Raw genomic sequence first — 25,791 nt, forward strand, 5'->3', positions numbered from 1 at the left:
AGCACTTCCTTCACACGGAAGGGGTCGCAGGTTCAAGTCCTGCAGCGCGCACCATCTCCTCGGTCGAACAGCACACAAGGTGGGTGAGAACCAAAACCCCCGGCCCGAAACCAGAGGAAGCGCCTGACTACAATTGGGACCTCTGGGACGACCCGACCTTACCCCTCCAACCTCCCCCCGGCACGAGGGGGGCCTCGGAACCGATTGGGGTCCTTGCGCAGGCGCGTGGGATACGGGGAACGCCGCAATACCGCGCAGGAACTCGCTCTTTGAGCCGACCGCAGCAGGCCAGGCGCGCGGAGATCGGCCTCAGATGATACTACCCCGCGTCAGGGTGTTGAAACCCTGCTCAACTCACCCTTCGGGTGCCGGCAATCGCGCCAATGAGCGCGGTGCTGTATGATCCAATCCGCCAGCGCTCGCGTGAATCCAACGTCGTGACCAGCCGCCCCCGGTTCAATCCACGCAGGTTTCCCCTTCACCCCGGGCTGCGCCTGAGACTCCTGGCGGGGCGAGGCGCTCTTCGGGGAATCGCTGGTCGGAGGCACTACTTCTATCTCGTCAAACATAACCGCGAACAACACACTACTGATTAGCTCATACTACGATTTGACTCAGCAGCCACGAATTGTGTTCGGACTTCTGAAGCCGACAGCACTATAATTTCGAGCGAGCATGTAGCGTGCCGCCCGCAAATCGTGCGGAAAAGCCGCAATCCAATCGCCACCCGCGCGTGATCATCACGCAGGAAGTGTGAGTCACACGCAACGGCAGACCCGACCCCGAGTGCCGGCAAAACGCTCCGCAATTTCCCTTGATCACGCCCGGAAGCAGGCAGGGTCCACCAAGCGAGTCTCACCGTATCCTAACCGTATCCACACCGTCTCCACACCGTGGATACAGCCTTGACATTTCGGGGCAGCAGGAGTCCAACCTGCTGCCATTGCGGCACTTATAGAAGAGGCACCTTGCCCAAGGCGGCCAGAGGCCGATTTCCTCGCAAGTGCACCAACTGCAGTAGGTTGCGCAAAGTCGGCAAAAACGGGCCCTGTCCGGGCGCCTGCGCGTCGCCCCGGCCACCAAGGGTGGCAACGTCCAGGCGATACCCTCTGTCTACGCAAGCACGGGCCAATTTCCACAGGCGGGGCTCCATCCCACTTTGGCCTTGAGAAGAGACCAGGGGCAAGACATCGCCGGCAGCACGCGAGACCCGCGCGATGATTCGATCCCAGGGATGGACAAGAAATAACCGAACACATAACTTCAACCCCGTCCCGGATCCAGCGCATGGACTGGCTCAGAAAAGTGACTGCAGTTAGAGTTTGAATCTATGAATAAACGAAACTCACGATCGAATATCCTCCAGCGGCTGCGTCAGAAAGTAGCACAGGGTCTGCCGATTATCGGGGCGGGGGCCGGCACCGGTCTCTCGGCCAAATGCGAAGAACAGGGCGGGGTGGACCTCATCGTCATATACAACTCGGGCCGCTTCCGCATGGCCGGCCGCGGCTCGCTGGCGGGGCTGATGCCCTACGGCAACGCCAACCAGATCGTCAAGGAAATGGCCGGCGAGGTGCTGACCGCCGTGAAGCATACCCCGGTGCTGGCTGGCGTCTGCGGCACGGACCCATTCCTGCTCCGCGACAGTTTCCTCGAAGAACTCGCCGAATTGGGCTTTGCGGGCATCCAGAATTTCCCGACGGTCGGGCTGGTGGACGGCACGTTCCGGATGAACCTGGAAGAGACCGGCATGAGTTACCAGATGGAAGTGGACTGCATCGCCGCCGCCCACGACCTGGACCTGCTGACCAGCCCTTATGTCTTCAATACGGACGAAGCCGAGCGAATGACCCGGGCCGGCGCCGACCTGGTGGTCGCGCACATGGGCCTGACCAGCAGCGGGATGATTGGCGCCCGAACCACCAAATCGCTCCAGGATTGCGTGCGCGACGTGCAAACCATCGTGGACACGTGCAAGGGGATTCGGCCAGGCGTGATGGTTCTGTGCCATGGCGGCCCCATTGCCGCGCCCAGTGATGCGGAATACCTGTTTGGCTCGTGCCGCGGGCTGGATGGGTTCTACGGGGCCAGCTCAATGGAGCGCCTGCCGACGGAGACCGCCATTACCCAGGAAATCAGGAAGTTCGGCGCGCTCAAATTGCGAGCCGGGGGAGGTCCCCGTGCCGATGCCCGCGGTTCAAACAAAGACCGCAAATCCCGCCCCCGCAGCTCATGAACAGGCTTCTGGCTAATCTCCGGCGCGCGCAACTTGCGGGCGCGTTTCTCGGCTGCTGCTGGCTGCCTTGCGTCTCGCCCGGTGCGGAACCGTGGGCCGACGACCGATTGACCGTCCGCGACGGCCTGGAATTCTGGTGCGATAGCTCGCGACAGAAAGCCGGCAGGGCGGCTCTGGGCCTGCCCCCGCCTGCCGCGGGCGGGGGCGTGGATTGTCTGCTCGACGGCTCCGGCCACAACCGCCACCTGGCGCAGCCGCTCGTCAACGCCCGGCCCCGGCTGGTCCAGGACGCCGACGCCGCCTCTCTGGCCTTCGACGGCAATGACGACGCGCTGGTGTCTTCCAGCTTGCGGGGGGAGGCGCCCGAAACAACGGTTTTCATCGTGGCCGCGCCGCGCTCCAACCCGGGCGGGTTCCGCGCCCTCCTCAGCGTGAGCCGCGCGGGCAGAAACGACTACGAAACCGGGCTCAACCTCGATTTCGGCCCCCAGGCCACACCCCAAATGTCTTTTATCAACGCGGAAGGCAGCGGGGCGTTGCGCGCCACCCAGTTGCTCCGGAATGGGGCGCTCCCGTTTGGCGGGTGGCATGTATTCTCGCTGGAGAGCAAGCCGGGCGGCCAGGGCATTCGGCTTGCCCTGAACGGAAAGCCCGAAGGCTCTCGCGAGCGCCGCGAATCCAAAGTCGCCTTCCACCAACTCGTGCTGGGCGGCCGCCACTACTCGCTCTCGGGCGAACCGCCCTACATCCAGGGCTTCTTCCACGGCAACATCGCCGAGGTGCTTCTTTACAGCCGCTTGCTGACTCCCGCGGAAAAATCCTCGGTCGAACAGTATCTATCGCAGAAACACGCCCCTTTGCTCCGCCGGTCCCCCCAGGCGACCGCCGATACCCTCGAACCATCCGTGCTGGAAATCCCCGGTGATCCGCCTCCGAGAAAGCGCGCCGAAGTCGAGGCCGTCCTCAAGTCGGCCGACGTTTCCGGTGGTGGCACCGAGCCCTCCGCCGCCCCGTTCGAGGTCGTGCTCTGTGCGGGCCCGAAAGACCACGGTCCGTGCGAGCACGACTATCCGCTCTGGCAAACGCGCTGGGCGGCATTGCTCGGCTCCAGCAGGAATGTGCAGGTCGGCACCGCCTGGGAATGGCCCTCCCCGAAGCAATGGCAGACCGCCCGCGTGATCGTCTTCTATTCCAACAATCCCGGCTGGAACACCGCGCGCGGCGCTGAACTGGATGCCTACCTCGAACGGGGAGGCGGCCTGCTGTTCATCCACTACGCGGTGGACGGACACCACGACGTCGAGGCCCTGGCGAAACGCATCGGGTATGCCTGGCGCGGCGGCTTCTCCAAATTCCGTCACGGCCCGCTCGACCTGAAATGCGTGGAAAGTCCGCTCACCGCCGGCTTCAGCTCCGTCCATTTCGTTGATGAGAGCTACTGGAACCTCGTCGGCGACGGCGACGGCGTGCGCCTGGTAGCCAGCGGGCAGGAGGAAGGGAAGATGCAGCCGCTGATTTGGACCCGGACCCAGGGCAAGGGCCGGGTCTGCGTCAATATCCTGGGCCATTACACCTGGACCTTCGACGACCCGCTGTTTCGCATTCTGCTGCTGCGCGGGATTTGCTGGGCCGGCGGTGAGCCGGTGGACCGGCTCTCGCACCTGGCGCTGCCCGGCGCGCGCCTGGCCGATTGACGGAGGCGCGAATCCGATGAGCAAAACCATCGCGTTGCTCGGGGCGCTGGATACCAAAGGCGCGGAATATCAATTCGTCAAGGAATGCATCGAAAGGCGCGGGCACCGAACGCTGGTGATAGATGTGGGGGTGCTGGGACCGCCGGCCTTTCCGCCCGACATCGGGCGCGAAGAAGTCGCCCAGACGGGCGGCGGCAACGCGGAGGCATTGCGCCAGCAAAAAGACCGCGGGCAGGCGATGGCGGTTATGAGCCGGGGCGCCGTGGCCCTGCTGGCCAAGCTCCACACCCAGCGCCGCTTCGATGCGGTGCTGGCGCTGGGCGGCACCGGAGGCACTTCCCTGGCGTGCGCCGCCATGCGGGCGTTGCCGATGGGAGTGCCGAAAGTCATGGTCAGCACGGTGGCCGGCGGCGACGTGTCCGGTTATGTGGGTGTGACGGACATCGTCATGGTGCCGAGCATTGTGGACGTGAGCGGCATCAACCGCATCAGCCGCGAAGTCTTCTCCCGCGCCGTGGGCAGCGTCTGCGGCATGGTGGAGACCGAGGTGCAGCCCGGCCGGGACAAGCCCCTGATCGCCGCGTCCATGTTTGGCAACACCACCCCGGCGGTCGAGCGGGCCAGGTCGCAGCTCGAGCGGCAGGGCTACGAAGTTCTGGTCTTCCACTGCACCGGCACGGGCGGACGGACGATGGAAAGCCTTATCCACGCGCGCATGATTGCCGGCGTGCTGGATATCACCACCACCGAATGGGCGGATGAACTGGTGGGCGGAGTGCTGAGCGCCGGCCCGGCCCGGCTCGCAGCGGCAGCCCGCTGCGGAGCGCCGGCCATTGTCGCTCCCGGCTGCCTCGATATGGTGAATTTTGGGGCTCCGCCAACGGTCCCCGCCGCTTTCAAAGGGCGAAAGTTCTATCCGCACAATCCCAACGTCACGCTGATGCGGACGACCCCGGAGGAAAACGGGAGACTGGGCAAGGTCATCGCCGCCAGGCTCAACCAAAGCACCGGTCCGGTAACGGTGCTTCTGCCTCTGCAAGGCGTCAGCATGATTGATGCGCCCGGCGGTCCGTTCTGGTGGCCCGAAGCCAACCAGGCGCTCTTCGCGGCCCTTAAACAGGACCTCCGCCAGGACATCCCCGTAGTGGAGCTGGACTGCAACATCAATGACCCGCTCTTCGCCGATGCCTGCGTGAAACACCTGCTGGCAAATATGGCGCTTGCGCCCGCAGCCGGGAGTTGAGGGCGCTAATCCTTGATCCTCATTACTTCTTAACCGCGGACGCGAACCCACCAACATGATTCGAGCCCTTCGCAGATTCATTGCCCTCCTTGCCGTATTGATCTGTTCCTTGCCGGTGCCAGCGGACGCGTCGCAGCCCACACCGGCCGAGTTGGACCAGGCCTTCACCCGCTTGCGGACCTACACCTGGAGCGAGAGCCGGGATCCCTTAAACGCGATCGAGGCGGCCATGGTTGCCACGGCTGCCGATTCCGCCGCGCGCCAGCAGCTCGAAAGCCGCCTGGCCGCGGTGCTCCGCTCCGGAGCGCCGTTTCCAGCCAAACAATATGTCTGCCGCAAGCTCAGCCAGATTGGCACGGGAGAGAGCGTCCCGGCTTTGGCTCCGCTGCTTTTGAATCCGGCGCTCTCGCATCCGGCTCGATTTGCCCTGGAGCGTATTCCCGATCCGCGTGCGGCGGAGGCCCTGCGCCGCGCGCTCCCTCAATCTGAAGGGAAGGTCAAAACAGGAATCATAAACTCTCTGGGCGTCCTGCGAGACGCAGCCGCGGTGGGCCTGCTGACCAATTTGCTCGCGGAGCCTGACGCGGCGATTGCTCAAGCCGCTGTCGTGGCACTGGGCCACATTGGCACCGTGGAAGCAGCCCATGCGCTCGGAAAGGTCACTACACCGGGCCCGCTACAGGCCGCCGCTGCCCAGGCCCGGCTGGTCGCCGCCGAACAGCTCGCCCAGAGCGGGCACCCCGCCGAGGCTGCGGGCATCTTTCGCGAGCTCTACACGCCCGAACAATCGGCCCCGGTGCGGCTGGCTGCTTTCAAAGGACTGGCCACCGCCGAGCCTCAGCGCGCGTCCGATTTGCTGGCTCACGCCCTGGCCGGCGACGATGATCAGGAGCGAAGTCTGGCCGCCCGCATTATCGCGGACGGTTCAGTGACCGGTGTAAAGCGGTTCGCCGACGCATTTCAAACCTATCCCCCGGCAGGGCAAATCGCTTTGCTGGAAGCCTTTCGCTCTCGCCGTGAATTGAACGCAAAGCCAGCCGCTCTCGCCGCAGCCGAAAGCAGCGACCCGAGGCTTCGGATTGCCGGCCTGCGGGCTCTAACAACCCTTGCGGATGCGGCGGATGTTCCCCTGCTGGCTCGCCGTGCCGCCGGCCAGGGTGAGGAGAGGAACCTCGCCCGGGCAGCCCTGGCCAGTCTGCCGGGCACGAGCGTCAACGCGGCGATTCTCTCGGCGTTGGCCACCAATTCTCCGGAAGCAGGGGTCGAGTTGCTTGAGGCCCTGGCGGCGCGCGGGGCGGCGGAGGCGTGCCCGAACATTGCGGCAAGTCTCAAGGACGCCAGCGCGCTTGTGCGAATCGCCGCACTGAAAGCTCTCGCTGTGCTCGGGGGCGGCGGCCAGGTTGCCGCGGTCGTCGGCTTGCTAAACACGGCAGCCAGCGATTCCGAGCGCGAGACGGCGGAGACCACCCTGGCCGCGCTCGCCTCGCGTGCGGGCGCCGGGTGCGTTGATGACCTGCTGAAAGCAATGGACGAAGCCAGCGCTGAGTCCCGCATCGCTCTCCTGCGCGCGTTGGGCATTGCCGGCGGCCCCAAAGCACTGGAGGCGGTGCGCGCCGCGCTCGACCAAGGTGACGCGCGGGTGCAAGAAGCGGCGTTCCGGGTCATGACAGATTGGTCGAGCGTTGATGCCGGCCCCGAGCTGCTGCGGCTGGCGCGGACCGCAGCGGAGGCTAACCGGCGCGTGCTGGCTTTTCGCGGGTATGTTCGACTCTGCCGGGAGGCCGATTGCCCGCCGGAAACCCGAATTCGCCTCCTGAGCGACGCGTTGAATGCCGCCAGCGATACCGGGGAGAAACGGCTCGTCATTGCGGCCCTGGGCGAACTGCGCGACCCCGAAGCCCTTAGGCTCCTGGACCCCTGCTTCGCAGATCCCGCGCTCGCGCAAGAGTGCTGCCTGGCCGCGGTGAAGATCGCCGCCGAGGCACCCGCGCGGAAGAAAGACGTCATCGCGCCCTGCTTGAGACAGGTGTTGAAGCTATCCGCCAGCGAGGAGGTGCGCGATCAAGCGCGGACCATTCTGCAGCGCCTGGGCGCCAAACCCGAGTAGATACTGGCATCGAACCGTTCTCTCCCAATGACAACCGCAGCACTCCAACGCTCCGACAATCCAGCGCTCCGGCGCTCCATGCGGGCAGGCAGCCACCCGTTCACCCGCCGCGCTTTCATGCGGCAGATGCTGGCCGCCGCCGTGGCGCCATGCTTCATTCCCGCCTCGGCTCTGGGATTGTCGGGCAGGACCGCGCCCAGCAATCGCGTGGTCGTCGCCGCAATCGGCCTGGGGTTCGCATGGCAGATGTTCCTGCGCCGCAAAGAAGTTCAATTTGTCGCCGTCTGCGACGTTCAGAAATCGCGCCGCGATGCCGGCAAAGACGCCGTGGATGGTTTCTATCAGAACCAGGACTGCCGCGCTTATAACGATTTCCGCGAGGTCGTGGCGCGCCCGGATATTGATGCCGTTTATATCGCCACACCCGACCACTGGCACGCCCTGGTCACCATCGCCGCCGCCGCGGCGGGGAAACACATTTACTGTCAGAAGCCCCTCACCCGAACCATCGCCGAGGGCCAGGCGGTGGTGGAGGCGGTCAACCGCTCGGGCGTGGTCTTCCAGCATGGCACCCAGCAGCGCCACGATGCCAAAATGCTTTTCGGCTGCGAACTGGTGCGCAATGGCTATATCGGCCAGCTCAAACACGTCAAGATTGGCAGCCCCTCGGGCGCCGCTTGCGGGCCGCAACCTTCCGAGCCCGTACCGCGGGGGCTGGATTGGGACATGTGGCTCGGGCCGGCGCCCTGGTCGCCCTTTACTCACCTGCGCATCCAGTCCCACCCCTGGTATCATATCTCCGATTACTCCCTGGGCTACATCGCTGGCTGGGGCGTTCACCATTGCGACAGCGCCGCGCAGGGTTCGGGGCTCGATGGCTGTAATGGCCTGGTTGAAATTGACACCCGGAGCATCTTCCCCACTGACGGACTCTTCGACAATCCGCAACGCTGGCAACTCCACTACAAGTTCCCTAACGGCGTCACCTGGCACTGGACGGATTGCTCAGGCGAAGGCTGGGGCTCCGTCGCCGGCGCCGATTGGCCTCAACATCCCATGGGCATCACCTTCGAAGGCACCGAAGGTTCGGTCTTCATCTGGCGCGGCGTCGTGGATGCCAGGCCCAAATCTCTCCTCGATGTCCGCATTGGTCCCAGGGACCAGATCCACCTGAACCGACCCCAGGGTGAAGTAATCCCCGACTTCATCGAATGCGTGAAGCGCCGGCTTCGGACTTGCGCTCCTGTGGAAATTGCCCACCGCTCCACCAACCTCTGCTCCATCGCGGCCATTTCCATGCTGCTCAACCGCAAGCTCACCTGGGACATAGCCCGGGCAGAATTTGCGAACGACTCCGAGGCCAACCGGCTCAGGGCCAGAGCAATGCGAGAGCCGTGGTCGTTGTAGCCCGCCGGGAGCCTTGAGTCCGCAATCCGTGGGCGCAGCGGAAAACATCGCGCAGCACAAGGCGGCAGCCTCTGGATGATATGGCGCAAGCCGGCCTTACGGCGGCCGTGCGCTCTGGAATGGAAGCCGGCCGCGTCAGGCGATTCCCCTACACTGCATCGGTAATTTACCTGACTGGACTTCGGCCACATGTGATGGCAGGGTCTCTTGAGCGCGAAAGCACGTTGTTCTTTGGGAACCAATATTAAGATTTGCCCTGCGTTGTTCGTGATCATTGACGGAGAACTCGAACCTTAAACTGAACGATCCACGGACCCAAAGCGATGGGGGTGGCCGACATGCCTTCAATGGAAGTCGAAAACAACCTCGCCGGTCCACATGTCGCTATCAGGTTTAGAGAAATAGTCGGTCACGGCAAAAGCGGGGCTTTTTGTTGTCACCCCGCTCAGCCTGCCGATCCCCGCCCCCGCCTATTGAGAGGTGAACTTGAAAATCGTGGTGCTGCGATAGGTCTTGCCCGGGCGGAGAATAGTTGAAGGGAAATTCGCGTGATTGACGGAATCCGGGAAGTGCTGCGTTTCGAGGCAAAGCGCGGCGTGGTTGAGGTGGTTGGCGGAGAAGAACTGCACGCCGGGCTCAGTCGTGCGCACCTCCAGGCTGCGTCCGCTGGCGGGGTCCTGGACACGCGCGGCAAGCTTGAGCGCGCCGCCCCGGCCATCGAGCACGAAATTGTGATCGTATCCGCCGGGACGCGGCTTGAGCTGGTCAATTCTCGCCCCGATGCGGGTCGGTTGGGTAAAGTCCAACGGTGTACCCTTCACACTGGCGATATCGCCGGTGGGTATCATGCCGTCATCCACAGGAGTGTAGCGCGACGCAGCCAGCCAAAGGATGTGGTCGAGCGCGGTGCCGCCGCCGGAGAGGTTGAAGTAGGCATGGCTGGTCAGGTTGACGGGAGTGGCCTGGTCGGTGGTCGCGGTGAAGTCGAGGCGCAGCTCGTTCCGATCGGTCAAGGTGTAAACCACCTTGGCGGCAAGGTTGCCCGGGAAACCGCTTTCGCCGGCCCTGCTGAGGCGGATCAGTTCCAGGGCGGCGGCGTGTTTGGTGGCGGGCAAAGGGCGCGCCTGCCAGATGGCTTTCCCGAACAAGCCGTGCAGGTGATTTGAGCCGTTGTTGGCGATGAGTTTGTACTCGATGCCGTTCAGGGTGAAGCGCGCGTCGGCAATGCGATTGGCCACGCGCCCCACAATCGCAGCGATACCGCGGAATCCGCCAAGGTATTCTTCCATCGTCTTAACAGACAGCACCACGTTCGTGGTGGCGCCTTGGGCATCAGGCACATTCAGCTCATTGATGATCGCGCCGTAGGTCAAAATCTTCGCCGACATCCCCTTGCCATTGTTGAGGGTATAGCTCTGGACAACCGCGCCGTCCGGCAGCTTGCCAAAGGCGGCTTCGTGAATCGAGGGATCAGTGCCGCCAAACGATGGAGCAAGCATCAAGAGCCATACCGCGGCCACGATGATGAGCCTGGAGATTCCACGCCTCGCATGATATGCCGATAGGATGAGGCCGCCGACAGGGGTCGGCGCTGTCTTCGCCGCGCGCAGAATCCACCGCCCGACGTCAGCGGCTGCTCCGGCGTGACAAATCCGCACCACGGCATTCAGGTGACGGTGCATATTGCGCAGCTATGCTGGTTTGGCGGCCCACTCCTTGAAGAGGCCGGCCAGGTTGGCGGACGCCGGATCGCCCACGTGCAGCACGACCGCATATCGGAAGGTGACCCGCTCGCCGGCTGCAATCGTCCAGGGCTTCTCGATGAAATTGAGGGGGGTGGGCGAGGCGAAACCATAGTCCCGGGTGAACCAGGGAGTAGGTGCCCACGGATTCCGGGGATGGTCGAAGATGGCGATCCCTTCGACGATATCGGGCATGGAGGCACGCTTGCCGTAAAAGTCGCACCAGGCCGATTTCACCCCTGCCGTGCCTTTCTCCCCGGTAATGCCTTCGGCGTTGACCAGGTTGCCGCCGCCTTTCGGGGTGACGTCCAGAGCGGCGCGCATCGAGAACAGTGAATGGTTCGTCTTCTGAACGGTAATCGCTTCCACAGCTTTCAGAGTGATGAGCCACTCGATGAAGCACAACTTGTCGGACGGCGCGGTGATGGTGAGTTTCCGGTCATCTTGCATAATGACGGGTTCACCTGGTTTCTGCCAATCACAGGCGTCGGTGATCACCACAACGTCCTTGGCCGCTTTGGCCAGCTTGGGGCCATTCGAGAGGATTTGACCTTTCTCGTAGCCTTCCTGCCAGTAGTTGCCGCCATTGACCTTGTCGCAGCCAAAAAACAGGGAGCGGTGATGCGGGTAAGGCAAGGTGGTTTCATCGGTGAGCGACAGGCCGCTGGCCGGCCCGGTCAACGGGAACAAGTAAGGGTATTTCTGCGAGCGATGCGCGCGATAACAGGTCAATTGCCGGTTCTGGCAGCGGACCCAGATTTGCGGACCGAGTTCATAAGCCGTGAGCCCGCTGGTGTCCTCGACCGCCGGGCGCGCGGCCGGAGCCTTTGCCGCCGTGGCGGCCATGAGCGATTGGGTCAGTGGGAGCGCGGAAGCGGCCGCGGTTAGTTTAAGAAAGTGCCTGCGATGAAGCTTAATATCCATGCACCTCATTTCGCACACACTCAGCCGCAAGCCAAGACAATTCCCCCCCCCCTATGCCGCCAAACGGCCTCTCCGCCAGCCCAGGCAGTCCAATGCTGCGCCAACGACGAGTGCTTTTCGTCCAGGAAGCAAAGTGCTATTTCTGCTCCCGTCATGAAACGCGCGGCACCAATTGACGCAAACAACCAACCCGTTCCCCTCTCCCGGCTAGCACCCCGCCTTCCCGCACTCGGTGGGGCGGAGGCTGGGAGCGCGGCTCCGGTTAATCCCAATCGGTTTTCATGGCGAAGTAGTCTAGCTCACTTCGCTTGTCTTTCGTTGATTCAGTGCTGCTGCGTCATGCCGATTGCTGCCGAACCGGCAGCTGCCGGTTGGGAAAAGCGTTTCGCCCAGCCCCCAAACGATACGCGCATCCTGAAGATCATCCACAACTGGCCCGACCGATCCGAGGCCCAGGACTTGATAATCAGCAGAATCTGCACGCAAGGCTTCGGCGGCGTGGTCTGCAATGTTTCGTTCGATCAATACCTCGAGAGCGATGCAAAGTGGCAAGCATTCACCCGAGCCGTGAAAGCGGCGCAGCAGACCGGCCTGGCGCTCTGGCTCTATGACGAGCGCGGCTATCCTTCCGGCAACGCCGGAGGCATCACGCTGCGCGATCACCCGGAGTGGGAAGCGCGCGGCCTGCTGGTCGCCACCGCGGACTCGCGAGGAGGTCCCGTGGTGTTGAGTCTGCCGCCAGGCAGGTTGCTGCTGGCCGGGGCGTTTCCAGTGCGCAATGCCAGCATAGACATGACAATGAAGGTGGACCTGGCCAACCACGTTCATGGCGCCACGCTGGACTGGGCAGCGCCGGTCGGGAAATGGCAAGTCCTGGCGATCACCGAGAACCGCCTTTTCGAAGGCACCCACGCCGATGGGAACCTCCATGCCAAAATACCTTACGTCAATTTGTTGATGTCCGAACCCACGGCGCGCTTCGTGGAGGCCACCTACGGCGGGTACGCCAACCACCTGGGCAGCGACCTGGGCAAGTACTTCATGGCCACCTTCACGGATGAGCCATCGCTGATGAGTCTGTTCATGAGGCCGATGCCGTATCGTCCGCTGCCGTGGGCCGGGAACCTGCCGCGCGAATTCCAGAAGCGCCGCGGCTACGCATTGGATGCCTCAAACCTGCCGGCGCTGGTCACAGACGCAGGCCCGGACACGTCGAAGATCCGCCACGACTTCTGGCTGACGGTGGGTGAGCTGGTGTCGGAGAACTTCTTCGGCCAGATTCAAACTCGCTGCCGCCGGCTGCGCGTTCCGTCCGGCGGCCACCTCTTGATGGAGGAGAACATCGCTGGACACGTGGCGCTCTACGGGGACTTCTTTCGCTGCATCCGCCGGCTCGACGCCCCGAGCATTGATTGCCTGACCAGCCTGCCGCCGGAGGTGCCGTGGTTCAGCGCGCGACTCCTGAGCAGCGCCGCCGAACTCGAAGGCCGGCCGCTGGTAATGAGCGAAACGTCCGACCATGGCCAGCGTCATCGGCCCGCCGGGGATTCCCGGCCCAAGCGCACTGTGACGGAAATGGAGATCCGCGGCGCCTGCAATCGCCTGATCGCCGCGGGCATCAATTGCATTACCAGCTATTACAGCTTCACAGATTTGTCCGATGAGCAACTGCGCCGCCTCAACGAGTGGGTTGGCCGCTGCTGCGCGGCGCTGCGTGGCGGACACCAGGTCGCTGACATCGCGGTGCTTTATCCCGCGGAGAGCCTCTGGACCCGGTTCATCCCGTCGCGCCATTGGACGAAGGAGGCCCCCGCCGCAGCGCGGATCGAACACCTCTACCGCGGCGCGGCCGAAAACCTCTTCAACGCACAACGCGACTTTACGTTTGTGGACAGTCGCGCCCTCACAGAAGCGAAAGTCAAATCCGGAGTCCTCGTTCACGGTCAACTCCGCTGGCGCGTTGTCGTCCTGCCCGGCGCCGACACGCTGCCGGTTGCAGCATGGGAAAACCTCGCCCGGTTCGTCCGGCGGGGAGGATCGGTGATAGCGCTCGGCGCTCTGCCGGCCAACAGCGAAAGCGAATTCCCCTCTGATCGGGTCAGGGCGCTGGCGAAGGAGATCTTCGGCGAGAGTCCGGGGGGATCCTCGGTTGAGCGAGAGCCGCAAGCCTGCGCGAACGACAAGGGTGGCGTCGGCATCTTCCTTCCTTTGGGTCTGGACTCCTTGCTGCCGCGGGTCCTGGATGGGTTGTTGCAGCGGGATGTGCAAGTCGCGGCGGCCGCATCGCCGCTGCGCGTCACTCACCGCCGCCTTGATGATCGTGAGGTCTATTTCGTCATCAATGACAGCGCCGAACCATGGGCTGGCCAGCTTGAGTTTGCGGCAGCCGGAACCGGTGAACGCTGGAACCCCGCCACCGGTCGCCGGGAAGAGAATCTGGCCGGCAGGATTGCCCGGCTGAGCCTCGATCCCTACGGCGCAGCGTTCTTCCGCTTTGCCTCCGCAAGACTGCCTCAACGTCGTTCCATCAACCGTTATGCGGTGCCAAGCCTCTCTCTGAGGGCTCTCCCCGAGACAGAACCAACCGTGCGCCATGGCGAGTTTGTTCACGCCGAACTTGCACCGGACACCGTCCATACCCGCCGTGATTCTCGGGCATGGCAAGTCACAGCCATTTTGACCAGGTCCAATGTGGACACACACCTTTTCGCCGAATTCCACTACGCGCAGCCGCTGGACCTCAGCGATGCCGATTGTCTCGCCATAGATACCCAGGTGCCGGACGGTCAGACCACGGCAAATCAGATCCTGGTTATCCTTCACGAAGAGGGCGGTGGCGACTTCATTGCCGAGACAGGCCGTTCTCTAGCCACGCCTGGCTGGGAGTTGGCCCATGTCGCGTTGGACCGCTTCAAACTTGCAGGTTGGTCGCACGACGCTAATGGAGTTCTGGACCTAAAGAAGGTTGGCAACATACGCATCGGCTGGGGCGGTTACCTTGGTGCCGAAGGCGAGAAGGTGCGATTTAGTGTGGCTGAGCCGCAGGCCGGCTTTGTGTTGCGGAAGCAGGAATGAACATGCCGGGACGCCCGGGAGTCTCGAGCTTGTTGATGCGATGGTTGTCAATCCTGCTTCCCTGCCTGGTATTCGTATTGGTGCTGTCCGACTCGCCGAAGTGAGGAGCTTTGCCTGAATGGCCGGGAAGAGCTCAGGGCAGCCTTCCATTGAGGGGACCCCGACCCCGATCGCATTTCGGGTCTGGTGGTGTCCAGCGACGTAGCCCCGGTGATTGATTCCACTGTCAAAGCCGCCACCAAGGCTCTATTTTTGCCGTCTGGCATGCCATGAAGCGGCGAGAATTCTTGAAGTCTGCGTTGACAGCGGCTTGCGGCGGGCCCGCACTCGCCCGCTGCCTGGCTGCAGCCGGCGGAACCACCCGGCCTGACAGCTTGATTCTCAGCGCGCCGCTCACCCATTCGGATTGGGTCCTTAAACCTGGAATCCCGTGGGACGAACCAGGAGTGCGCCACATGCTGGACGCGTGCAAAGCCTGCGGCTGGTCGCGCGTCTATTGGCGCGTGCTGGATGGCGGCCGCGCGGTTTACCACAGCAAGTTGATGCGGCCGGAGGGCCAATGGGACGAGGACAACTTCTGGGAGCCAAAGACCGAGGCGGGGCGCCAGGCTCTCCAGCGCTTCACCCCGAACCTGACCCCCGAGCAACGCGCGGCTGTGCGCGACAAGATGAAGGTCTATGACTACGCGCACTTCGATAGCCTCGACGCCGCGCTCCAATACGGTCATAAGATCGGTTTGCAGATTCATGCCTGGGTTTCCATCAATGAGGACGACCATGGCTGGGGCTTGCAAAGCGAGTTTTCCAAGCGGCATCCCGATTACCGCTGGCGCCATCGCGACGGCAGGCCCTACTTCTCGCAACTGAGCTTCGCCTTTCCTGCCGTCAGGAAGTACAAGCTGGCGATCCTGCGCGAACTCCTGTGCAATTACCCGATTGATGGACTCTTCCTGGACTGGATCCGCACCGGTGATGTCCGGGACAACCCCCAGACCGACCCGAATGGCGTTGCCGACAGCGGTTACGAGCAGCCGCTGCTGGAGAAGTACGAGTCCGCCTTTGGGATTCATCCGCGCCAGGTCCCTAATGACGATGAGCGCTGGGTGCGCTTGCGCAGCGAGCCGCAAACGGTATTCATGCGCGCGGTGCGGAAGCTGGTCCGCTCGCAGAAACACCCCATCCCGGTCGCCGTGATGGTCGGCCATCCCTGGCACTATCGGGGCCTGCTGGACCGGATTGACGGCAACTTGCGAGGGCTTCTGTTGGATGTGGGCGCCTGGGCTCGCGAGGGGCTGATGGATGCCGCGGTCGCCGCGGGCTACTATCGCGACGGGGGCACGCCGGAGATGGCCTATCGTGCTCTGCAAAAGGAAACCGGGGGCAAGGTGGATGTCTGGTTCTATGCCTGGGTTCCCCAAAACCCGGCGGAATTTCAACGCGACTTCGCGCTGGCACAGCGGTTGGCCGCGCAACAAATGCTATTCTGGGAAGCCGACTACATTGACGACCGACCGCAGGCCGCCGAACTCAAGGCGGTGATGTCCCGGCACGCTCGCGATGCTAGCTCGATGGCGACAGGCGCGCGGCTTCGCTCCCGATCCGGTGCGCATTGGCCATCGCCGAAAAGGTGATGGTCGTGGCGGGAATGCTGGGGAAGACGGTGGCGTCCACAGCGTGAACTCGCTGCCAGCCGGGCAGCCGGCCGAGGATGTCCGTTTGGAAGCCCCGGGGCTCCCGGCTCATCGGGAAGCTGCCGCCGCTATGGAAGCTGCGACCCGGCTCTGCGATCTTAAGCATCACCGGCAACGGCAGCGCCCCGAGGCGCCGCGCCTGGCGGCAGAGTTTGAATACCAGTTTCCGCACATGTGCCCTGGCCAAAGGGTTCAGCTCCGCGCGGAGGTCCAGGCGCTCTTTTCCGGTGCCCGCGTCTTTCTTCAGGCAGACGGCGATTCGGGAACTGTGCTGTGAATGAATATATCCTTGAGCCACCACGAGGCGCTCTTGCAGGTCCCGAATCAGGAAGCCCAGCGGACGGCGCAACGGGCCAAATGTTCCCGCCACAGCCTGGCTGATCAGGTCGTTGTTCGAGTAAATCTGGACATGCGCGGTCGTGTCCTGCCCGCGAGGATCCTGAAATTCAAGAAAGGCCTGACTCAGCGCGTGCAACCATTCCTGGGTGGCGCCGCGGACCTTTCGGAACAGCATCATCGGCACCAGAAAGTACTGGCTGTCTTTGATTAAGGCGGGCTGGTCATAGGCGCCCAGAGAACGCAGCAGTATGCGGGTCGTTGGGATAACGCCAGCGGCAAGAAAGGCCCGTGCGCCTCGCCAGCTCAGAGGGCGGCGGGTCGCCCGCTCGTAGCCCAGCACCTCGGCCCCTTGAGCGGATTCGCGGACCTGTTCTATGACCACGCCGGATTGGTAGCTGAAACCGGGATTGCGCAGTAACTGCTCTACCGTGTCTGCCGAGCTGTAAATGTAGCCGTAGGGGCAGCCGTACATGCACAGCCTGCAGTAGCAGCAACCGCCTTCCTCCGACGGGGAATTTCCCCGCACGGCCAACCGGGAGCGGCCAAACCGGATGCCGGCTTGAGCCAGGGCTTCTCGGTGACGTTCCATTCTTTCCAATAGCTGCTGGGTTTGGCGGCTGAGCCGGAGTTCGGTAAAGACGTCGGTATAAAGCGGAAACAGATCCTCCAGTCTGTCGCGGCTGGCCGCGAGGCCGGTGAATTGGAGGACCGCCGTGTAGTGGGGCGCGAGCGTGGAAAGCCTGAACGGCCACTCGCCCAAATCGCTGTCCAGGTAGGGCATCATGGCCGCCCCCCAGACGGTGCTGAGCCCACCCCGAGCCAGGGATGGGCGCAAGCCTACGTCATCGTAGTGAAGCCCCAGATGCTCGTCCGCCTCGCGGTAGGCGAAGTCCGAGCCGTAAACCAGCTTGAGCGGCACGCCACCCACGTCGGGATTCATCCCTGATTGGTAGGCAGCCATGTCCACCGGCGTCCACTCCTCCGGCCGCTTTTGCCTGAGCTTCTCCACCGGACCAAGTCGGTCGGCCTCCAGCGTCAGCCCGGCGTCCAGCATCCGCACCCGCCGGCCGGCGTCCAGCAGGGCCTTCGCGCAAGCCACACCCGCCGGACCGGACCCGACCACATAACAAAGCTCCGGGTCGGAAATGGGCGATTGCTGTTGTACGCCGCGTTGAGCTTCTGTTCGGGCAGGTTCGTCAAACATTGGAGATTCATTCTCCCCGCGAGCCGGGCACCGCACAATCCAAAACTCGGTTTGCCGCTGATCGGCGGGGCAGCGTCCGGCAATCCAGGGAATTTAGAAGCAGACGGGTTTGGCGACTGCCTGGGCCAGACGTCCCAAATATTCCTCGCGGGGGATGGCTATGCCGCCCAATTGGGCGGTAATGGGCGTGAGCATTTGAATGTCAAACAGCGCAAAGCCCTGCCGGCGCAGGTGCTCGATCAAGTGGAACACCGCGACCTTCGAAGCGTTGCTCGCCCGGTGGAACATGGACTCGCCCGCGAACAAGCCTCCCACCGTCACCCCGTAGATACCGCCAACAAGGCGGGGGCCTTGCCAGCATTCCAGGCTGTGGGCGTGGCCCTGCACATGCAACTGTGTATAGGCCGCGATGAACTCGGGACTAATCCAGGTGCCGCGGCGGCCCCGCGCCGGCGCGGCGCAACCCCGCATCACCCGCTGGAACGCGCGGTCAATGGTAACCTGGAATATTCCCTTCCTAATCACCCGCGCCAGGCTGCGCGAGACATGCAAGCCGTCCAACTCGAATATCGCCCGCGGGTTGGGCGACCACCACGTAATCGGGTCCACAGTCCAAGGAAAGATGCCGCTGCGATACGCCAGCAGCAACCGCTCCACGGACAAATCGCCCCCCACCGCCACCAACCCTTCCTCATCAGCCATTCGCGGACTGGGGAACCGGAGCCGCTGATCGAGAATGACGACGGGCATAGTTAGGTGCTGCGTGAAAGGTAAAGGCCAAACGATTGAATAGCGCGGCAGAAATCACGTTTCACGTTTCGTGATTCACGTTTCCCCGTGTAGCGCTTCGAGTAATTGTGACTGGAAGTGGCCCGCCATTTCCATCGCCATGATGTTCTGCGCGGTGATTTCGTTCATCTTCGGGATCTTATCCTCAGGCGAGCCAAGGAGCACCCAGCTTCCTACCCGAATGTCGTTGAGCACTTGCAGGAGCCACTCGACTTCGGCCTGCGCGAGCAACAGGCGGCTGCCCGCTTCGGTCCGCGCGAACCGCCGCGAGTCGGCCAGCATGGCGAGCAAGAGTTTCTTGTTCTCCGCACGCTGCTCCGCCAGCGCCTCGTCCAGCAGCTGTTGGTTCTCCTTCCGGTCCGGCAGCCGGCCCGATTTGGTAAGTTGATGGTGGGCGGGGGGGACGCGCGGATAGAGCTTGAGGATTTGGAGCAGCAGGCCCGTCTCCCGGTGACCCAGGTGGAACAACAGCCGAGTTCTGGAATGTCGGACCAGTTTCATTCGTCCCGCTCCATAGTCGCGTGCAGGGTATATTTCTGGAGCTGGTGCACATAGTGCTCGGCCTTCTCCATGCTTTCGCGCGTCAATACGCTCTTGCCCTGGTTATGAACCTGGAGCATGTGAAACTCGGCCTTTTTGCGCTGCCAGCCGAACACCACCTGGAACACATGCGTGACGTACTGCATGTAGTTCACCGGATCATTCCAGCAAATGACCAAGTAGCCTGGCTCCAAAGTGGACTTTGGCTTGTCCTCGGTCACTTGGACGGTGCCAGGCTGGATAACTGGTGTCGCAATATCCGCCATTGGTCCAAATTAAAAGACGACCTGCCGCTTGTCGAGCCGGGCCCGATCCTGGCGCCACCCTTTGCCAACCGGACCTGAGCGATGGTGTCCCGAAGGCGCAGGCGCAGGAAGCCCGGCGTTTCAACGCCGGGCGTCGGGGCTTTACGTCACAAACCCCCTATTCCTGGCCCAGATAGCCACGCCGGTGCGGGTAATCGCGCTTTTGCCGATTGACTTGGCCCGCGATTTTTGAGGAAGGTATCGCCCGGTTATGGAGCAAACGCAACGCGCACTTCTTTCGGTCTCGGACAAAACCGGAATCGTCCCCCTGGCCCGGACGCTGGCAGAGGCGGGAATAGAGTTGATTTCCACCGGCGGCACCGCCAATGCATTGCGCGATGCGGGATTAAACGTCACGGACCTCAGCGCCTACACCGGCTTCCCCGAAATGCTGGGCGGTCGCGTCAAGACCCTCCACCCCAAGGTCCATGGCGGGCTGCTCTTCATCCGCGGCAACGAACAGCACGAGGCTGCGGTCCGGGCGCACGACATTCAACCGATAGACTTGGTAGTGGTGAATCTGTATCCGTTCGAACAGACCGTCGCCCGACCGGATGTCACCCTGCCGGAGGCCATCGAGAACATTGACATCGGAGGGCCGTCGATGCTGCGCAGTGCGGCCAAGAACCATGAGAGCGTGACCGTGGTGGTGGACCCTGCCGACTACGAACTGGTGGCCGAACAGATCAAGGCCACTGGCCACACCACCCTCGATCTGCGGCGCAAGCTGGCAGCGAAAGTCTTCGCTCGCACCGCAGCCTACGACGCGGCCATTGCGACGCATCTTGAAAGGTCCTTCGGATCCGACTCAACTGCGACTGGTGTGCCGTGGTCCTTGCGGTTGCAGGCGCCCTTGGCGCAGCCACTGCGTTACGGCGAAAATCCTCATCAGAAGGCAGCCCTTTACGGCAGTTTTCAGGAGTACTTTCGCCAACTTCACGGCAAGGAACTCTCCTATAACAATATCCTGGATTTGACCGCGGCGGCGGCTTTGATCTCAGAATTCTCCTCCGCCCCGCCCACGCTGGCGATTCTCAAGCACACCAACCCGTGCGGTTTGGGGCAGGGGGCCAACCTGCACGAGGCCTGGGACAAGGCGTTGGCGACGGATCGCCAGGCCCCCTTCGGTGGCATAATTGCCGTGAACCGCGCACTCGACGCGGCCTGCGCGGAAGCAATCGCCGAGATCTTCAGCGAAGTCATCGTGGCGCCCGATTTCACCGCCGAAGCGCTGGGCGTGCTGCAGAAGAAGAAGAACTTGCGCCTCCTCAGGATGTTGAAATCTCTCGCCACAGCGCAACCGTGGGATGTGCGCAGCGTCGGCGCAGGTTCGTTCCTGTGGCAGGAGCGTGATTTGAAAGTCACTACCGCGGAGAGTCTGAAGGTCGTAACCCGCCGCCAGCCCACCAAACTGGAATTACAGGCAATGTTGTTCGGTTGGCGTGTGGTAAAGCATGTGAAGTCCAACGCTATTGTGTATGTTGCGAACGACCGGACCCTGGGCATCGGCGCCGGTCAGATGAGCCGGGTGGACGCCAGTCGCCTTGCTGTATGGAAGGCTGGCGAAGCGGGCCTTTCGCTCAGGGGCAGCGTGGTTTGCAGCGATGCGTTCTTCCCCTTTCCAGATGGCCTGATTGCGGCGGCGGAGGCGGGTGCGACAGCCGTAATTCAACCGGGCGGCTCAGTGCGCGACGCCGAAGTGATTGCCGCCGCGAATGAGCGCAACCTGGCGATGGCGTTCACCGGCATAAGGCACTTCCGGCATTAATCCCGCCCGGTCCAATTGTCAGTGGAGTAGCCAGTATATCAGCCCGACCTGGCCGAGGGAGATGACCACGATGGCAATCCAAGTAAGCGCTTCACGGAAGCGCAGTCCTACCTGGCGAGCTTCGCCGAGCCAGAACTGGAACTTCAGGGAGCCGATATCAATGGTGTCGCCATTGCGCAAGACAGCGTGTCGGACCGGTTGACCGTTGACGGCGGCCAGCGCGTTGGGCTGAGCGCTAAGCGTAATGCCCTCCGCGGGATCGAAGCTGAGTTGCAGATGCTGATCCCACACCCCAGGTTCTTCCAGTTGCAGGTCCGCGGCAGCGGAGCGCCCGATGCTTACAGGAAAACGGCGGGCCACCCATGCGGTGCCCGCCTTTTTTCCGCTCAGGACTTTAAGCTGAACCATTTACCAAAGCCGGCGCGGGACATGGATCTTGTCACCCGGGTAAACCTCCAAGTCCAACTTTGGATTCTCTAAAGCCTTCGTGCAGTCAATTGTCATGGTCCGGCCGTCCACACGGGTGAGTCGCACCTTGGACTTCTTGGCAAAGTCGGTGAATCCGCCTGACGAGGCAATCGCTTGCAGGACTGTGATCCGGCTATTGTAAATCTGCCGGTTGGGAGCGCGCACTTCACCATCAACGTAATACCAGCGGGTGCTTTCACGGGGAGTCACCGTAACTGTCATGTTCTTGTAGTACTTTGGCACGTAGCGCGCCCGAATTTCTTGCTCCAGCCCCCCTGCAGTTTTGCCAGCAGCGTTAAACGACTGGTTCAACAGCAGGGTAATGGTCCCGTCCTCTTTGATCCTGCCTTCGAATCCCGGAGTGATGACAGGCAAGTCCGCATACACAATTGTTAACGAGTCGCCTGCGCGAAACACCTCCAGCTCAGGACCGGCCACTGGAGGACTGGCAACAGGAGTCGCCGCCGTAGTTGGCTCCAGGGCGACGGCGGGGGCAACCTCCGGGCTGGCGGGCGGTGCGCCGGCCAAGTCCCCCGGCAACTCGGCAAATTGCTGCTGCGACCCCGTCCGGCAACCGGACAGTGCCAAGCCCGCCAGAATCAACGCACAAAGTGCGCCCCAATGTCCCACGTGCTGACCAACAATCCTGATACTCATTGAACTAGAATCCCTCTTAATACTTCTGCTTTATGTCAAGTTTGGCTTTGTCTTCAGTCCCGGCATCCGCGCGCGCTGCCTGCCCCGAGTCCTCACTGCGGTAGTAGTAATCATGGTAATACCCGCTGTAGTAATAGTAGCTCTCGTCCTGAGACATGTTGATGTTGTTCAACACAATCCCCACCAGGTTGCCACCCACCTTTTCGATGAGCTGCTTGGCGCGAATATTCATCGGCTGCGGATAGCGGCGGTATTGGATGACCTGCATCGTCATATCCACTTCGCTGGCGAGAATTGAGGCATCGCTGACACCCATGATTGGCGGTGAATCGAAGAATACGAAATCGTAGCGCTGCTTCAACTCGCTGATGAGGTCCTTCATCTGCGCGGAACTCAGGATGCCTAGAGAACTGCTGGGCAGTTTGCCGCTCGCCAGAAAATCGAGGGTAGGCTGGCTGGTAGTTTGAATCACTTCCTCCAGCGTGTTCTGCCTCAACAAGTAATTAGTAAGACCAATGTTGTTGGTTACACGCAGCATTTTGTGCAGTGTCGGCCGGCGCAGGTCCGAATCCACTATCACGGTCCGTTGCCCGCTCTGGGCGAAGACCGAGGCGAGATTAAAGACCGTGGTGGACTTGCCTTCCCCAGCCCCGGCACTGACGATGGCGATGGTGTTGAGCTTGTCGTCCTTGCGCGAGAACAACAGATTCGTGCGCAATACCCGATAGGCCTCCGCGTGCGGGCTTTCCGTCCCCTCGTCCATTATCAAGCCCACATTTTGCGGAATGACCCCCAGGACGGGGCACTGCAGCGAGCGCTCCACATCATCAATAGTCTTCACGCTGGTGTCCAGGTATTCGATGAAGAACGCCAAGCCAACTCCCACCACCAGGCCGATGATGATGCCCAAAGCGATATTGAGAGGTTTGTTGGGCCGCACCGGACGAAGGCCGGGAACCGCTTTATCCACGATCTCCACCATCATGGTCTTGGGCAGGTCAACATCAATCTTTTCGTAGGCTATCTTCGCGTCCAGAATCTGGCGGAAACGCTTGAGTTCCTCCAATGCGCTCTTTGCCTCGAAATAAGGCCGGGTGAGGGTGGCCTGGGCGACGTCGTTAGTTGTGGCCTTGTTAACTTCCTGTGTCAGATTGTCGAGACTGTTGCTCAGCGACAGCACTCGGGTGTCCAGACCGAGCATGATGCCGTTGACCCGGCTCTTGATCTTGTTGTGCAAATCACTCGCCATGGCCTTGCACTTCGTGACCTCCGCATGTTCCGGGCCGTATTCCTTCTCCAGCATGACCAACCTTTGCTCCGCCACGCTCAACTGTTCGAGCAGAGAACTCAGCAACTCATCCGGGGATGCGGTAGTGATGGCCTGAGCCAGGCCTTCGGGCCCAAGTTCCTTCCCCAGGTTCTTGAGGCGATCCAACAAGGTGGCCTGCTGAACATATGCCGCCTTGCTTTCAATGCGCAGACTTTCGAGCTTGCGCAGCGTATCTGCCGTCATCAACGGCGACGGGCCATCTCCGCTTGCCATCGCATCCGAGATGTTTAACTCCTTGCGCAGCGTTTCCACCTTCTCCTGCGCTTTCTTGACCTTGGCTTCCTGCTCCGCAAATCGATCTTCCAGCGCTTTGATGCCCCCCTTGCTCAAGCGAGTACGTTGCTCCTGCCGGTGCTCCTTATAGGCCTCGGCCACAGCATTGGCGATCTTTGCAGCCTCATCGGCCTTCTCACTGAAGACGCGGATTTCAATGAGGCTGGTGTTGCGCACGGGACGAAGATCAATCCTCCCTTTAAGCAGCGTGATCGTTTCCGAAGTCTTGAGACGATCACCGCTGGCATACTTCTTACCCCATTCCCTGTTCAGATCGAGGTCTTCAATCACCTTACCCAGAATCACCTCGGATTGGATCAATTCGAATTCGGTCTGGATGAAGTAGGGATCATACCCAATCATGTTCCCGCGACCGCCCAACTCAGCTATGTCCGACTGGTCGCGCTCAATCTTAATCCGGGCGCTGCTGGAGAAGGACTCCGGCAGAATGAAGGTTACCAGCGTGGCCGTAATCACAACCAGCAAGAAGACCGCCAAGATCACCGTCTTGCGAATGCGAATAATGCGCCAGTAATCCAGGAAATGAAGCTTGGTTTCCTGCGGCGGGGCGACTTTCAATGGATCCATAAGTCAAAGAAAAAGGGGGCCAGTTGTGACAGTCCAGCCCCCTGTCAATTCAGGTCAAACTTGAGTTAGTAGGTGCCGGTGACTCCGATGTAAACCCTGTTCCGGTCATAAGTGTTTTGAATGTCGGAATCCAACTTGTCAAAATTATATCCGAACTCAGCAGAAAAGTTGGGTGTAAACCGATACTGCAAATTGACGCCCACGGTGTAGAAGTTGTCGGCTTCGCCATCGGATTCCCCCCCATAATAGGTGGAGTTTTGATATTGGCCTATAACAGTGCCGTAAAGTTTTGGCGTTATCCGGTGGGTCACCGCGCCAAATATGCTAAAAGAATTCGCATTGAGCGTCAGGTCGCCGGTCGTGAGATCCGGCCGGAATTGATAGGTCGAAGTTGCGCTATAGTCGTAACTAGCCCCGACCTGAATATGGCTTCCCGGCGCGTAAATGTATTGGAGATTGGCCATCACATAGGGGCTGGCCGTGTCCTGACCCGCTGGATTGTGATAATACTCGGTATACCGCCCACCTGCTCTGAATGAACCGGTCAAGTCAGGCCGGAAATTGTGGTCAAGCCCAGCATACCCATAGTACGACCGTGCATTCCTGAAATCACTTTTGGCAAAACTGTTTCGCGTCGGATCCCACCAAATCTCCTGATCTGCCGTATAGTCCGTGTCTCTGTACTGAAATCCAAGAACGCCAACCGTCTGGGGCAACAATTGATAACGCCCGTCAAGATGGGCCACATGGTCCATATAGTCCGACAGCCCGGAAGTGCTGGGAATGACAGTGGGGCCAGCTGCTATCGTATAATCATCCTCCTCATAATCATACAGGGTATTGGCGTAGCCCACCTCAACCCCAAACTTCGGCGTCATCTGGGCCGAGAAATCAATTGAGCCGAAATTGCGAACATTGTCCCCCGAAATGCGTTGAAAGCTGTTATAGCTATTCCCCGCCCGCAAAAAATCGGGCTCCTGCCCGATGACGAAGGAATCCCTTAACCGCACCGAATACCGCTCGCTGAAAGCATGACTGAGGGCAGCGCTAAAGTTGTGAGTATGGTCATAATGATCTGTCTCGAAGGCCGGCTTGGTATCGTAGTATTTCATCGAATATACGTAACCGAAACTCAGAGTGGTTTGCTCCCACGGAAAAACAAACTGCAAAGATGGGCTGACCTCGATGCCGTAACTGTCCCGGTGAGCGCCGGCGGGAAGAACAAAATCGTCCGGAAGCGTGCTGACGTTGTCGTCATAGAATCCTCGCAGCGTGGCAGATAGACTCCAGGGTTTGCCAGATTCTGCCGTCATACCGGGGAGCGACGCGGCCTGAAGACTAGAGGCGCCAACGGCAACCAAACCAACAGAGGCAACGATTCTTTTCATAGATTAAGTTTAGCTTGTTTTAC

18 protein-coding genes and 1 other RNA gene are annotated in these 25,791 nt (G+C 61.6%); 9 read left to right on the forward strand and 10 right to left on the reverse strand.

What is annotated here, in order from left to right; translation table 11 throughout:
* The first annotated feature begins 1,330 nt into the window (after positions 1-1,330).
* The 6 genes from P5205_21060 (at position 1,331) to ssrS (ending at position 9,118) form a co-directional block, all read left to right on the forward strand.
* The gene (locus P5205_21060; GenBank protein HSA12854.1) at positions 1,331-2,236 is read left to right on the forward strand and encodes a phosphoenolpyruvate hydrolase family protein; all 906 of its coding nucleotides are present in this window, start codon (positions 1,331-1,333) and stop codon (positions 2,234-2,236) included.
* Positions 2,233-3,930, forward strand: coding sequence for a ThuA domain-containing protein (locus P5205_21065; protein ID HSA12855.1), 1,698 nt, complete (start codon positions 2,233-2,235; stop codon positions 3,928-3,930). Before P5205_21060 ends, P5205_21065 begins: the two co-directional genes overlap by 4 nt.
* 16 nt (positions 3,931-3,946) lie before the next feature.
* Complete coding sequence (locus P5205_21070; protein ID HSA12856.1) at positions 3,947-5,173, forward strand: Tm-1-like ATP-binding domain-containing protein; 1,227 nt, start codon at positions 3,947-3,949, stop codon at positions 5,171-5,173.
* A 55-nt stretch (positions 5,174-5,228) separates the two neighbouring features.
* Positions 5,229-7,280, forward strand: a complete 2,052-nt coding sequence (locus P5205_21075; GenBank protein ID HSA12857.1) for a hypothetical protein — start codon at positions 5,229-5,231, stop codon at positions 7,278-7,280.
* A 27-nt stretch (positions 7,281-7,307) separates the two neighbouring features.
* The gene (locus tag P5205_21080; GenBank protein HSA12858.1) at positions 7,308-8,687 is read left to right on the forward strand and encodes a Gfo/Idh/MocA family oxidoreductase; all 1,380 of its coding nucleotides are present in this window, start codon (positions 7,308-7,310) and stop codon (positions 8,685-8,687) included.
* 250 nt (positions 8,688-8,937) lie between these two features.
* A non-coding RNA gene (gene ssrS, locus P5205_21085) (6S RNA) lies at positions 8,938-9,118 on the forward strand.
* 39 nt (positions 9,119-9,157) lie between these two features.
* Here ssrS and P5205_21090 read toward each other — a convergent pair.
* Positions 9,158-10,369 (reverse strand): aldose epimerase family protein, encoded by a 1,212-nt coding sequence (locus P5205_21090; GenBank protein HSA12859.1) that lies wholly within the window; start codon positions 10,367-10,369, stop codon positions 9,158-9,160.
* A gap of 9 nt (positions 10,370-10,378) precedes the next feature.
* Entirely contained in the window at positions 10,379-11,353 is a 975-nt protein-coding gene (locus P5205_21095) for a PmoA family protein (GenBank protein ID HSA12860.1), read from the reverse strand.
* A 339-nt stretch (positions 11,354-11,692) separates the two neighbouring features.
* On the opposite strand from P5205_21095, the gene P5205_21100 reads away from it, so the two are divergent.
* The gene (locus P5205_21100) at positions 11,693-14,428 is read left to right on the forward strand and encodes a glycosyl hydrolase (protein HSA12861.1); all 2,736 of its coding nucleotides are present in this window, start codon (positions 11,693-11,695) and stop codon (positions 14,426-14,428) included.
* Between the two features lie 269 nt (positions 14,429-14,697).
* Positions 14,698-16,059, forward strand: a complete 1,362-nt coding sequence (locus P5205_21105) for a family 10 glycosylhydrolase (protein ID HSA12862.1) — start codon at positions 14,698-14,700, stop codon at positions 16,057-16,059.
* Here the strand turns inward: P5205_21105 and P5205_21110 are convergent.
* The 4 genes from P5205_21110 to clpS all read right to left on the reverse strand — a co-directional run bounded on the left by P5205_21110 (position 15,989) and on the right by clpS (position 19,257).
* Positions 15,989-17,662 carry a hypothetical protein gene (locus P5205_21110; protein HSA12863.1) on the reverse strand — a complete coding sequence of 558 codons (1,674 nt, stop codon included), beginning with the start codon at positions 17,660-17,662 and terminating at the stop codon, positions 15,989-15,991. The two genes, P5205_21105 and P5205_21110, sit on opposite strands and share 71 nt — an antisense overlap.
* A 93-nt stretch (positions 17,663-17,755) precedes the next feature.
* On the reverse strand, positions 17,756-18,412 hold the full coding sequence (aat, locus tag P5205_21115) for a leucyl/phenylalanyl-tRNA--protein transferase (protein ID HSA12864.1): 657 nt from the start codon (positions 18,410-18,412) through the stop codon (positions 17,756-17,758).
* Positions 18,413-18,487: 75 nt separating this feature from the next.
* Positions 18,488-18,952: a hypothetical protein gene (locus P5205_21120; protein ID HSA12865.1), complete on the reverse strand. Its 465-nt coding sequence runs from the start codon at positions 18,950-18,952 to the stop codon at positions 18,488-18,490.
* Entirely contained in the window at positions 18,949-19,257 is a 309-nt protein-coding gene (clpS, locus tag P5205_21125; GenBank protein ID HSA12866.1) for an ATP-dependent Clp protease adapter ClpS, read from the reverse strand. Before clpS ends, P5205_21120 begins: the two co-directional genes overlap by 4 nt.
* Positions 19,258-19,507: 250 nt before the next feature.
* On the opposite strand from clpS, the gene purH reads away from it, so the two are divergent.
* A complete protein-coding gene (gene purH / locus P5205_21130) occupies positions 19,508-21,064 on the forward strand; it encodes a bifunctional phosphoribosylaminoimidazolecarboxamide formyltransferase/IMP cyclohydrolase (GenBank protein HSA12867.1) in 1,557 nt (518 codons plus the stop codon).
* An 18-nt stretch (positions 21,065-21,082) separates the two neighbouring features.
* Here purH and P5205_21135 read toward each other — a convergent pair whose 3' ends face one another.
* The 4 genes from P5205_21135 to P5205_21150 form a co-directional block, all read right to left on the reverse strand.
* Positions 21,083-21,472, reverse strand: coding sequence for an FHA domain-containing protein (locus P5205_21135; GenBank protein ID HSA12868.1), 390 nt, complete (start codon positions 21,470-21,472; stop codon positions 21,083-21,085).
* Positions 21,473-22,189 (reverse strand): SLBB domain-containing protein, encoded by a 717-nt coding sequence (locus tag P5205_21140; GenBank protein ID HSA12869.1) that lies wholly within the window; start codon positions 22,187-22,189, stop codon positions 21,473-21,475.
* Positions 22,190-22,205: 16 nt separating this feature from the next.
* Positions 22,206-24,380 carry a polysaccharide biosynthesis tyrosine autokinase gene (locus tag P5205_21145; GenBank protein HSA12870.1) on the reverse strand — a complete coding sequence of 725 codons (2,175 nt, stop codon included), beginning with the start codon at positions 24,378-24,380 and terminating at the stop codon, positions 22,206-22,208.
* Between the two features lie 65 nt (positions 24,381-24,445).
* Positions 24,446-25,768 carry an outer membrane beta-barrel protein gene (locus P5205_21150; GenBank protein ID HSA12871.1) on the reverse strand — a complete coding sequence of 441 codons (1,323 nt, stop codon included), beginning with the start codon at positions 25,766-25,768 and terminating at the stop codon, positions 24,446-24,448.
* Between the last annotated feature and the right edge of the window lie 23 nt (positions 25,769-25,791).

It is taken from the genome of Candidatus Paceibacterota bacterium (assembly GCA_035452965.1).
GTDB lineage: Bacteria > Verrucomicrobiota > Verrucomicrobiia > Limisphaerales > UBA8199 > UBA8199.

Excerpts from the sequence above, each read along its gene's own strand:
- P5205_21135 (HSA12868.1), bottom strand. The coding sequence starts at position 21,472 with ATGGTTCAGCTTAAAGTCCTGAGCGGAAAAAAGGCGGGCACCGCATGG.
- P5205_21095 (HSA12860.1), bottom strand. The coding sequence starts at position 11,353 with ATGGATATTAAGCTTCATCGCAGGCACTTTCTTAAACTAACCGCGGCC.
- P5205_21140 (HSA12869.1), bottom strand. The coding sequence starts at position 22,189 with ATGAGTATCAGGATTGTTGGTCAGCACGTGGGACATTGGGGCGCACTT.
- P5205_21090 (HSA12859.1), bottom strand. The coding sequence starts at position 10,369 with ATGCACCGTCACCTGAATGCCGTGGTGCGGATTTGTCACGCCGGAGCA.
- clpS (HSA12866.1), bottom strand. The coding sequence starts at position 19,257 with ATGGCGGATATTGCGACACCAGTTATCCAGCCTGGCACCGTCCAAGTG.
- P5205_21100 (HSA12861.1), top strand. The coding sequence starts at position 11,693 with ATGCCGATTGCTGCCGAACCGGCAGCTGCCGGTTGGGAAAAGCGTTTC.
- P5205_21120 (HSA12865.1), bottom strand. The coding sequence starts at position 18,952 with ATGAAACTGGTCCGACATTCCAGAACTCGGCTGTTGTTCCACCTGGGT.
- purH (HSA12867.1), top strand. The coding sequence starts at position 19,508 with ATGGAGCAAACGCAACGCGCACTTCTTTCGGTCTCGGACAAAACCGGA.
- P5205_21110 (HSA12863.1), bottom strand. The coding sequence starts at position 17,662 with ATGTTTGACGAACCTGCCCGAACAGAAGCTCAACGCGGCGTACAACAG.
- P5205_21105 (HSA12862.1), top strand. The coding sequence starts at position 14,698 with ATGAAGCGGCGAGAATTCTTGAAGTCTGCGTTGACAGCGGCTTGCGGC.
- P5205_21145 (HSA12870.1), bottom strand. The coding sequence starts at position 24,380 with ATGGATCCATTGAAAGTCGCCCCGCCGCAGGAAACCAAGCTTCATTTC.
- P5205_21080 (HSA12858.1), top strand. The coding sequence starts at position 7,308 with ATGACAACCGCAGCACTCCAACGCTCCGACAATCCAGCGCTCCGGCGC.
- P5205_21150 (HSA12871.1), bottom strand. The coding sequence starts at position 25,768 with ATGAAAAGAATCGTTGCCTCTGTTGGTTTGGTTGCCGTTGGCGCCTCT.
- aat (HSA12864.1), bottom strand. The coding sequence starts at position 18,412 with ATGCCCGTCGTCATTCTCGATCAGCGGCTCCGGTTCCCCAGTCCGCGA.
- P5205_21060 (HSA12854.1), top strand. The coding sequence starts at position 1,331 with ATGAATAAACGAAACTCACGATCGAATATCCTCCAGCGGCTGCGTCAG.
- P5205_21075 (HSA12857.1), top strand. The coding sequence starts at position 5,229 with ATGATTCGAGCCCTTCGCAGATTCATTGCCCTCCTTGCCGTATTGATC.
- P5205_21070 (HSA12856.1), top strand. The coding sequence starts at position 3,947 with ATGAGCAAAACCATCGCGTTGCTCGGGGCGCTGGATACCAAAGGCGCG.
- P5205_21065 (HSA12855.1), top strand. The coding sequence starts at position 2,233 with ATGAACAGGCTTCTGGCTAATCTCCGGCGCGCGCAACTTGCGGGCGCG.